Origin of the sequence: Enterorhabdus sp. P55 (genome assembly GCF_009911695.1) — a bacterium.
GTDB lineage: Bacteria > Actinomycetota > Coriobacteriia > Coriobacteriales > Eggerthellaceae > Enterorhabdus.
This window is the reverse complement of sequence record NZ_QWKK01000021.1, coordinates 21565-29974: the sequence shown is the minus strand read 5'-3', so window position 1 is coordinate 29974 and position 8410 is coordinate 21565. Positions and strand designations below refer to the sequence as shown.

The 8410-nt window shown below is 70.2% G+C and carries 5 protein-coding genes; 3 read left to right on the top strand and 2 right to left on the bottom strand.

The annotated features are described in order from the left end of the window. The first annotated feature begins 445 nt into the window (after positions 1-445). Entirely contained in the window at positions 446-1663 is a 1218-nt protein-coding gene (locus D1643_RS03830; RefSeq protein ID WP_160708812.1) for a MerR family transcriptional regulator, read from the top strand. 309 nt (positions 1664-1972) lie between these two features. On the opposite strand, the gene D1643_RS03825 is transcribed toward D1643_RS03830, so the two are convergent. Continuing rightward, positions 1973-2188: a helix-turn-helix domain-containing protein gene (locus D1643_RS03825; protein WP_160708810.1), complete on the bottom strand. Its 216-nt coding sequence runs from the start codon at positions 2186-2188 to the stop codon at positions 1973-1975. A 62-nt stretch (positions 2189-2250) separates the two neighbouring features. Between D1643_RS03825 and D1643_RS03820 the strand changes: the two genes are divergently transcribed. Further along, positions 2251-3126, top strand: coding sequence for a hypothetical protein (locus D1643_RS03820; RefSeq protein ID WP_160708808.1), 876 nt, complete (start codon positions 2251-2253; stop codon positions 3124-3126). 467 nt (positions 3127-3593) lie between these two features. Here D1643_RS03820 and D1643_RS03815 read toward each other — a convergent pair whose 3' ends face one another. Further along, positions 3594-4802, bottom strand: coding sequence for a diphosphate--fructose-6-phosphate 1-phosphotransferase (locus D1643_RS03815; protein WP_160708806.1), 1209 nt, complete (start codon positions 4800-4802; stop codon positions 3594-3596). 216 nt (positions 4803-5018) lie between these two features. On the opposite strand from D1643_RS03815, the gene recJ reads away from it, so the two are divergent. Then, positions 5019-8357, top strand: coding sequence for a single-stranded-DNA-specific exonuclease RecJ (recJ, locus tag D1643_RS03810; protein ID WP_160708804.1), 3339 nt, complete (start codon positions 5019-5021; stop codon positions 8355-8357). Positions 8358-8410 lie beyond the last annotated feature (53 nt).

Below are 8410 nucleotides of genomic sequence, written 5' to 3'. Positions count from 1 at the left end.
CCCCGACCCCCCCCTCGCTTCTCAAGCCTTTTCATTTCGCGAGCGCCCGCCCAATTCCCGTCCCTCCCGAAAACGGCGTCGAGGCGTGCGCGCTGGAGCCTCCCGTCGCGCTGCCATCGACTCTGCGACAAGGCAGGCGCCCCGCTTTTGTCCCGTCGCGCAAGCGAGCGCTCCGCCTTGTTCCCGAAATCTGGCCAAAAACGGCGCGCTTTACGCGCCCAGAGCGCCCAGGGGCGCCCACCAGCCATCCGCGACCTGGGGAAACGTATTTGCGGCAGCGCCAGACGCCTTCGAATCCGCGTAAACCGCACCCTTTTCGGCCAGTTTCTCGGAATTTCTTCTCCACAGCAGTTGACCTGCACGTTACGTGCACCGGTATGCTTCGGGGAGAGAACGAAGCCGCGTCTCGCCGAGGCGCGCCGTCGCGGGGAGAGGAGCCAGACCCATGACCGATGAGAGGAACGACGCCGACCGCGGAGGGAAGCGTCCCCTGCTGTTCGTGCACGGCCAGGCCGAGGGCGGGCGGCTCATGACCGCCGGCGAGGTCGCGCGGCTCACCGACGTGAGCGCGCGCACGCTGCAGCACTACGATGACATCGGGCTGCTCTGCCCGCGTCGCAGCGGCGAGGGCGTGGCGAACAACCGCAAGCTCTACGACGAGGGGGATATCGACCGCTTGGGCCGGATCATCGCGCTCAAGGAATACGGTCTCACGCTGAGCGAGATCAAGGCCGTCATCGATGCGGACGACGCCGTCATCCTGGCGGTGCTCGACGAGAAGCTGGCCGCTCTGCGCCGGCAGGAGGCCAAGCTGCGCGACCTCATCCTGTTCGCGCGCATGCTGTCCATAACGGGGTCGAACCCGGTCGACGGACTTGTCGCCGGCCCGGCGATCGTCGACGACCTGGCAGATGCGGCGCGGGCGCTGCCGCCCTACGAGCACGGGCGCCGCTGGGCCGACGAGCTTGAGACGCCTGAGGAACGCGAGGTGGCCTTCCTGGCGCTCGGCAAGATCGTCGAGGACTTCGCGAGCGCGGGCGCCCTGGCGGGCTTCGCGGCATTCGAGCGGTTGGTGGGGTTGCTGTCATCGTGGTGGGACCTCTACGTACACCCCTGCGACGATCTGGGGCTTCTTGGCTGGTGGGCGCTGTTCGAGGACGAGCGTGCCATCGCAGCAGAGGTGGAGCGCGCCGGGGGCGAGGCGATGTGCGCCAACGTGGAGATGGCGTTTCTCCTCGTGTTCCTGCGCCGGTTCATGGGCGAGGCCGCGCCGCTCGTGCGTGCCATCGCGTTCGACGGGGAGGCGGGCGAGCCGACGCACTGGGCCGGCGCTGCGCAACCGCGCGCGTCTGCGCCCGCGGCGCGCGTGGCGGCCGAGGAGCTGGCCTGGCTGATAGGCCGTATGACCGGCGGGTTCTATCTCAGGAAGGACCCTGTGCCCGAGGCGGCGGGCCGCGCTGCGTACGGGCGCTTGTGCGCCTGCGTGCTCGACTTCGCCGCCAACGCGCTGGCCGATGGCGAGCTCATGGCGTTCATCGACCCGGAAGGCGGCGTGGGGCTCGATCCAGCCGCGCTCCCTCTCGCGGCCGTCGCCGTGGCGCGGGCCGTCGAGGAGGGCGCCGGCGCCCTGCCGCCCGATCACTGGGAGGGCCTGCGCGGTTAGGGGAGCGAAGCGCGACGCAAGCGCTGCCGCCGCGTGCGACAACCCGCCCAGCCGAGCGAGTCATCGGAGCGTTTTCGGGGGGCGGCTCCCTTGGGCGGAGACGAGAGCGGGGGGAGAGCGAAGCGCGGCGCGTCACCCCCTCCGACCGGGTGCAATCGCCGCGGGGCGCAGCCTTCTGCCTCGCGAGCGCGCCAGGCGCGGCAGCGGCGCGGCGCCACCCCAGGGGCGCCGAGCGCACACGCGTCGTGGTGGCCGTCGCGCGCAGCGGCTGCGTCCTCCGGGTCGGGAGGGCGTTGTCGCACCAGGTGGCTAGAACGAGATGAAGTCGCCCACGCGGGCGTCGAGCGCATCGGCGATGCGGATGAGGTCGTCGATGCCGACGGACACCCGCCCGGTCTCGATGCGCCAGATGTGCGACTTGCTGCTGCCCATCATGAGGGCAAGCCGCTGCTGCGAGAGCCCCTGCTCCTCGCGCCGCCGGCGAATGGCAATCCCCAGCGCAGCTCTTTTGTCCTTGGCGTTCATGCCTTCAAAGGCTAGGTGCTACACTATTACTAATGGCTTCATAATTGAAGCCGTTTGATCAAATGAGAAACAGGAGGGGCATTTTGAAAAACGGCAGGAAGAGAACGATCATCGGAGCCGTCGCCGCACTCGCCATCGTGTCGGTCGGCGTGGCTGCGGGCGTGTATTGGCATACGGCTTATCAAGTGCCTCGTGAGGAGGCGGAGCAGGCCTTCGCCGCGTCGGCCGAACGATTGGACGCGCGGAACGCGGATCTGGATCAGGCGATCGAATCGCTTCAATCCCTGGTCGCCTCGGGGGACAGGCCTCTCGATGAGACGCTGCTCGAACTTGCAAGCCAGCGCATCGGGGAGGCTCAGGCCGCCCGCCAGACCGCGCTTGAGATGCCCGAGTCCGCCGCTGAGATAAACGAGGCTGCGAAGCTCATGGACTCGTGGGGAGATTACGGGACGGCCAGGGATTCTCTGGCGTCTGCTGAAGCGGAGCTTTCGAGCAGCATCGCGCAGCTCAAGCAGATAACCAACCCGAGCGAGCAGTTTGTGATAGAGCGCTTGACGGGCCTGCCGAACGTTGTGGCCATCGAGGCGGTGACCGAGGGCAACGACCCCAATGGCAAGCTCGGGAAGGCCGGAGGGTATACCGCTACGGTGTACTTCTCCTCCGACCTCGTGGACCAATCGTCTGTCTACCGTACTGAGGGGCACACGTACGTCGTGGGCGGCGGCTGTGATGGCGGCGGGGCTGTCGAGGTATTCGCCACCGAGGAAGACGCGCAGCGCAGGAACGAGTACCTCGCCATCCTCGACGGCGGACTTCTGGCCTCGGGATCCCATGCCGTCTATGGCACATGCGTGGTGCGCACCTCCGATCTGCTGGCCGCCTCTCAGCAGAAGGCGCTTGAGGAAAGCATCGTGGCAAGCCTGACGGAACTGCGCTAACGATCGCTCCGGCGCCAAGCGCGCTGGGCGCGCGGGCGGAAAATCCGGGAAATTCTGGCGAGAGATGACGGGTCTGCAACATTTCGTCGCGTGAATCCGCGCGCATTCTCAGGCGGGGAGCGTGCTTGCACCTCTCGTGAAAACGGCGACCTGGGGTTTTGGGGCGCCGCAGTGCGGGGGTCGGGCACTGGCGCCTGCCCTCATGTTGCAAAGCCGTCGTTGCTCGCCAGAATAGTGCGATTTTGCTGCCCGCCATCGCGGCACGCGAAAAAAGCCCCGCGTCCGGGAGACGCGGGGCCCTCTTGCGATTTGCGACGCTCAGCGCCAGGCCAGTCTCGGCGGCACGCGACGCTCGGACGCGGCGGGGAGCGCATCGGGCCCACGCCCCCGGCGGTCGCGGCACGGCGCCGGGACATGCGGCGCGACCCGTGCCCGCCCGCCACGACAGCCCGGCTCGCGGCCAGGCCCTACCGCCGGCTGAACGGAACTACGGTGGCGGGGATGCCGCCCTCGTAGACGAGCTTGGGCTCGCCTTCGATAAGCGGGCGGAAGTAGCGCAGCGCCTCATCGGCGACGCCCTGGTAGTCGGGCAGGATCCACTCGGCGGGGAACGGGCGCACGTAGTTGGCGAAGGCGCTCGCCGGGCCGGCGAAGAAGCGCGCGTCGTAGGGCGCGTCCAGGTCGACGCGCGGCGCCACGCCCACCACCATGCCGGTGAACGCCGGGTCGGCTGAGCGCATGTGCGCGCTCAGGCCCAGCTCGTAGGCCTCGGTCATGTCCACGAGCGACTGCGCGAAGTTGGACGAGCGCGCCGCGCGCGAGAGGTCCTGCACCACGCCGCGCGGGGCGATGCCCGCGTCCACGATCATCTGCTTGAGCGTGAGCGCCGCGCCGCCGAGCACCGCGTGGGCGAAGCCGTCGTTAGCCGCCTCGCCGGCGGAGAGGTAGGTGCCGTCGGCGTAGCGCGCGCCCTCGGACACCACGATGTAGCACGACCCGGTCTCGTCCATCGTGCGCTGTACCTGGGCGAGGAACGCCTCGCGCTCGAAGGGCACCTCGGGCAGCAGCAGCAGGTCGACGTCGCCCGACGCACAGCAGCTGGCGGCCAGCCAGCCCGCATCGCGCCCCATCGTTTCCAGCACGAACACCTCGGGGCGGGTGTAGGCGTCGTAGTCGAGCCGCGTGGCGTGGGTGACCTGGCAGGCCAGCTTGGCGGCGCTCGGGAACCCGGGGCAGTGGTCCACCGGCACGAGGTCGTTGTCGACGGTCTTGGGGATGCCCACGAAGCGCTTGGCGCACCCGGTGGCGGCCGCCCACTCCGACAGCGCATCCACGGTGTCCATCGAGTCGTTGCCGCCGATGTAGAACATCACGTCCACCTCGTGGGCGTCCATGACCTCTACCAGCCTGCGGTAGTCGGCGTCGTTGCCGCGCTTGAGCTTGTAGCGGCAGGTGCCGAGCGCCGAGGACGGCGTCTGCTTGAGGATCTCCAGCTCGCGGGCCGGCAGCTCGGTCAAGTCGTAGAGGCGCCCCTCAAGCACGCCCTCGATGCCGTTGAGGCCGCCGAGCACGCGGTCATAGACGGGGTTGAGCTGGTTGGCGCGGATGACGCCGGCGAGGCTGGCGTTGATGACGGCGGTCGGTCCGCCGGATTGCGCGACGAGGCAGTTTCCCATGGGTTCCCTCCTAGCCATAGGGGATCGTTTGGGGCCACGGTAGCGCCGGGCCCAAGGCCCGTGCACCGCAGCGGGAATTCGCCCCCGAATTGTAACGAATCGCGCCGGCGAAATGCCGGGAAAATGCCCGCGCAAACTGACAGCCCCTGCCGTTTATGCGAAAATAGCCAACGATCAAGGAAGAGAAGACACCGCAGATGAAGTAGGTCGCACGTCATGCCAGCACAGTTCAACATTCGGGCCGCCGACCCGGCGCGGACGGCCGAGTTCCAGCAGGCCCTGGGCCTGCCCCGGTTCATCGCCGCCACCCTCGCCGCCCGCGGCATCGCCGACGTGGAGGAGGCACGGGCGTTCCTCTCGCCCTCGCTCGACCGCGACTGGCTCAACCCCTACGACATCCCCGGCATCGGGGAGGTGGCCGACCTGCTGGAGGAGGCCCTGCGCGAGCGGCGCCACGTGGTGGTGTTCGGTGACTTCGACTTGGACGGCATCTCGGCCACCACCGTGCTCACCCGCGGCCTGCGCGCGCTCGGCGGCAAGGCGACGCCCTTCATCCCGCGCCGCTTCGAGGAGGGCTACGGCATCACCGTGGCGGCCTACGAGCGCCTGAAGAAGCTCGAGCCCGACGTCATCGTCACCGTGGACTGCGGCATCGCCTGCAAGGAGGAGGTGGCCGCCATCGTCGCCGACGGCGTGGCCGTGGCCATCACCGACCACCACGAGGCCGCCGAGCTCGTGCCCGAGGGCGTGCCCGTGGCCGATCCGAAGATGGACGAGCGCTGCGAGAGCGCCATCCTGGCCGGCGTGGGCGTGGCCCTCAAGCTTGTGCAGATCCTCGGGGCGCGCTTCGGCTACCCGCACCTGTGGCGCTCCTACACCGACCTGGCCACCCTCGGCACCGTGGCCGACCTCATGCCCATGCGCGGCGAGAACCGCGCGCTCGTGGCCGAGGGCCTGACCCGCATGAACGAGAACCCGCGCCCGTGCATCGCGGCGCTCATCGGCACCTGCGGCTGCACCGGCCCGCTCACGGCCACCAACCTGAGCTTCTCGCTCATCCCGCGGCTCAACGCCGCCGGGCGCATGGGCGATGCCTCGCTCGCGCTCGACCTGCTCATGTCCGACAGCTTCTCCGACGCCTGCGCGCTCGCCGAGCGCCTGGAGGAGGTGAACGCCCAGCGCCGCGCCATCGAGGCCGAGCTCTCCGAGACAGCGAAGGCGCGCGCCGCGGAGGCCTACCACGGCCAACGCGCGCTCGTGGTGTGGGGCGAGGGCTGGCACGAGGGCGTCAAGGGCATCGTGGCCAGCCGGCTCGTGAACCTCTACGGCGTGCCGGCCATGCTCTTCACCATCGACGGCGACGAGGCGCGCGGGTCGGGGCGCTCGGTGGGCGCGGTCAACCTGTTCGCCGCCGTGGAGTCGGCAGCCGATCTCGTCACGCGCTTCGGCGGCCATGAGGCGGCGGTGGGCGTCACCGTGCCGGCCGCCAACCTGCCGGCCTTCGCTGAGCGGCTGGCCGCCTACATGGACGCCCTGCCTGAGGACGACTTCCACCCCCGGGTGGACGTGGACGCCTGCGTGACGCTCTCGGAGCTCACCCTGCCGGCCGTGGAGGCGCTCGACGTGCTGGCGCCCTTCGGCCAGGAGAACCCGGTGCCCACCTACCTGGCGCGCAACGTCACGCTGGCCAGCTGCCGGGCCGTCGGCGCCGACAAGAACCACTTCTCGTGCACGCTCTCGGACGGCCGCTGCTCGGTGTCCGGCATCATGTTCCACTGCCCCTCCATCGAGGCGCTCCTGGGGACGGAGAGCGTGGTGGACGCCGCCTTCTCCGTGCAGGTGGACGAGTGGCGCGGCCGCCGGTCGGTGAAGGCCATGCTCGACACGCTGGCCCCGGCGCGCACCTGCTGCGCGCTCACCGCCTGCCTCGACCCGCGCGCCCAGTCCTTCGTGGACGACCTCTACGCCGGCGGCGACGGCTGCTGCGCGGCGCGCGAGCGTGCCCCGCGCGGCGCCTGCGAGCGCCTGGACGAGCGCCTGGGCTGCCGCGAGCGCTGGGAGGCGCTCGGCCGCAGCGACCCGGACGCCCTCGAGCGCGAGCTCGTGGGCGCCCTCATCGGCGACCGCGAGCTGCATCCCTCCCAGCGCGCCATCCTCGATCGGCTGCGCGCCGGGCAGTCCACCCTGGCCGTCATGGCCACGGGCCGCGGCAAGTCGCTCACCTTCCAGGTGTATGCGGCCCTGCGCGCCCTCACGGCGGGAGAGGCGAGCCTGTTCGTCTACCCGCTGCGCGCCCTCATCGCCGACCAGGCCTTCCACCTGACGGCGGCCCTGGAGCGCTTCGGGCTGACCTGCGCGGTGCTCACCGGCGAGTCGTCGCCGGAGGAGCGCGCCCGCATCTACCGGGGGCTTGCGAGCGGCGCGGTGGACATCGTGCTCACCACGCCGGAGTACCTGGCCTTCCACGTCGACGAGCTGGCTGCCAGCCGGCGCATCGGGTTCGTCGTGGTGGATGAGGCGCATCACATCGGCCAGGCCAAGGCCGGCCAGCGGGTGGCCTACACCCAGCTCGGCATGGCCGTCGCGCGCCTGGGCGCGCCGGTGGTGCTGGCCGTGACGGCCACCGCGCCCGACGAGGTGGCGCGCGACATCGACGAGACGCTGCCCGTCACCGAGAGCGTCATCGACGAGACGAGCCGTGACAACCTCTACCTCGACGACCAGCGCAACCTCAAGGGACGCGACGACTACCTGGCCAACCTCGTGGCTGCGGGCGAGAAGACGGTCGTCTACGTGAACTCCCGCGAGCAGTCGGTCTCGCTGGCCCGTCTGCTGCGCCGCCGCGTGCCCCAGCTCGCGCCGCTCATCGGCTTCTACAACGCGGGGCTCTCGCGTGAGGAGCGCGCGCGGGTGGAGGAGCTGTTCCGCACGGGCGAGATGCTCGTGCTCGTGGCCACGTCGGCCTTCGGGGAGGGCATCGACATCCCCGACATCCGGCATGTGGTGCTCTACCACCTGCCGTTCAACGAGGTGGAGTTCAACCAGATGGCCGGCCGTGCGGGCCGCGACGGCCGCCCGGCCGGCGTGCACCTGCTCTACGGCCACCGCGACATCGCCGTGAACGAGCGCATCCTGCATGACATGACGCCCGACCATGACGTGATGGCCCAGGTCTACCGCCGCCTGCGCGCGGTCCAGCACCAGACGCCAAACGACAGCTTCTGCCTGAGCGACGATGATCTGGCCGCCCAGGCCTCCGACGCGCTGCGGGCGGTGAGCCCGCGCTCGGCGGCGTGCGGCGTGGCCGTCTTCCGCGAGCTGGGCCTCATCGAGACCCGCGTGTCCTACAGCGCCGGGGTGCCCACCCGCTGGATCCGCGTGGTGGAGGGCGCCTCGCGCGTGGAGCTGACCGACTCGGTGCGCTACCGCGAGGGCCTCGGCGAGCGCAGCGTCTTCGAGTCGTTCCGCGACTGGGCCTTGCGCGCCGACCCCCAGGGGCTTATCGTTCGCGTGTCGCACCCCATCGTGCCGCGCGCCTGGCGCCGGGAGGGGTAGGGGTCGCTTTGGCCCCGCGGGCCGCGCCGGGCGCGGCCAGGTATCAGAGAAGG

Coding starts and splice junctions, on each gene's coding strand:
- D1643_RS03825 (WP_160708810.1), bottom strand. CDS start 2,188: ATGAACGCCAAGGACAAAAGAGCTGCGCTGGGGATTGCCATTCGCCGG.
- D1643_RS03830 (WP_160708812.1), top strand. CDS start 446: ATGACCGATGAGAGGAACGACGCCGACCGCGGAGGGAAGCGTCCCCTG.
- D1643_RS03820 (WP_160708808.1), top strand. CDS start 2,251: ATGAGAAACAGGAGGGGCATTTTGAAAAACGGCAGGAAGAGAACGATC.
- D1643_RS03815 (WP_160708806.1), bottom strand. CDS start 4,802: ATGGGAAACTGCCTCGTCGCGCAATCCGGCGGACCGACCGCCGTCATC.
- recJ (WP_160708804.1), top strand. CDS start 5,019: ATGCCAGCACAGTTCAACATTCGGGCCGCCGACCCGGCGCGGACGGCC.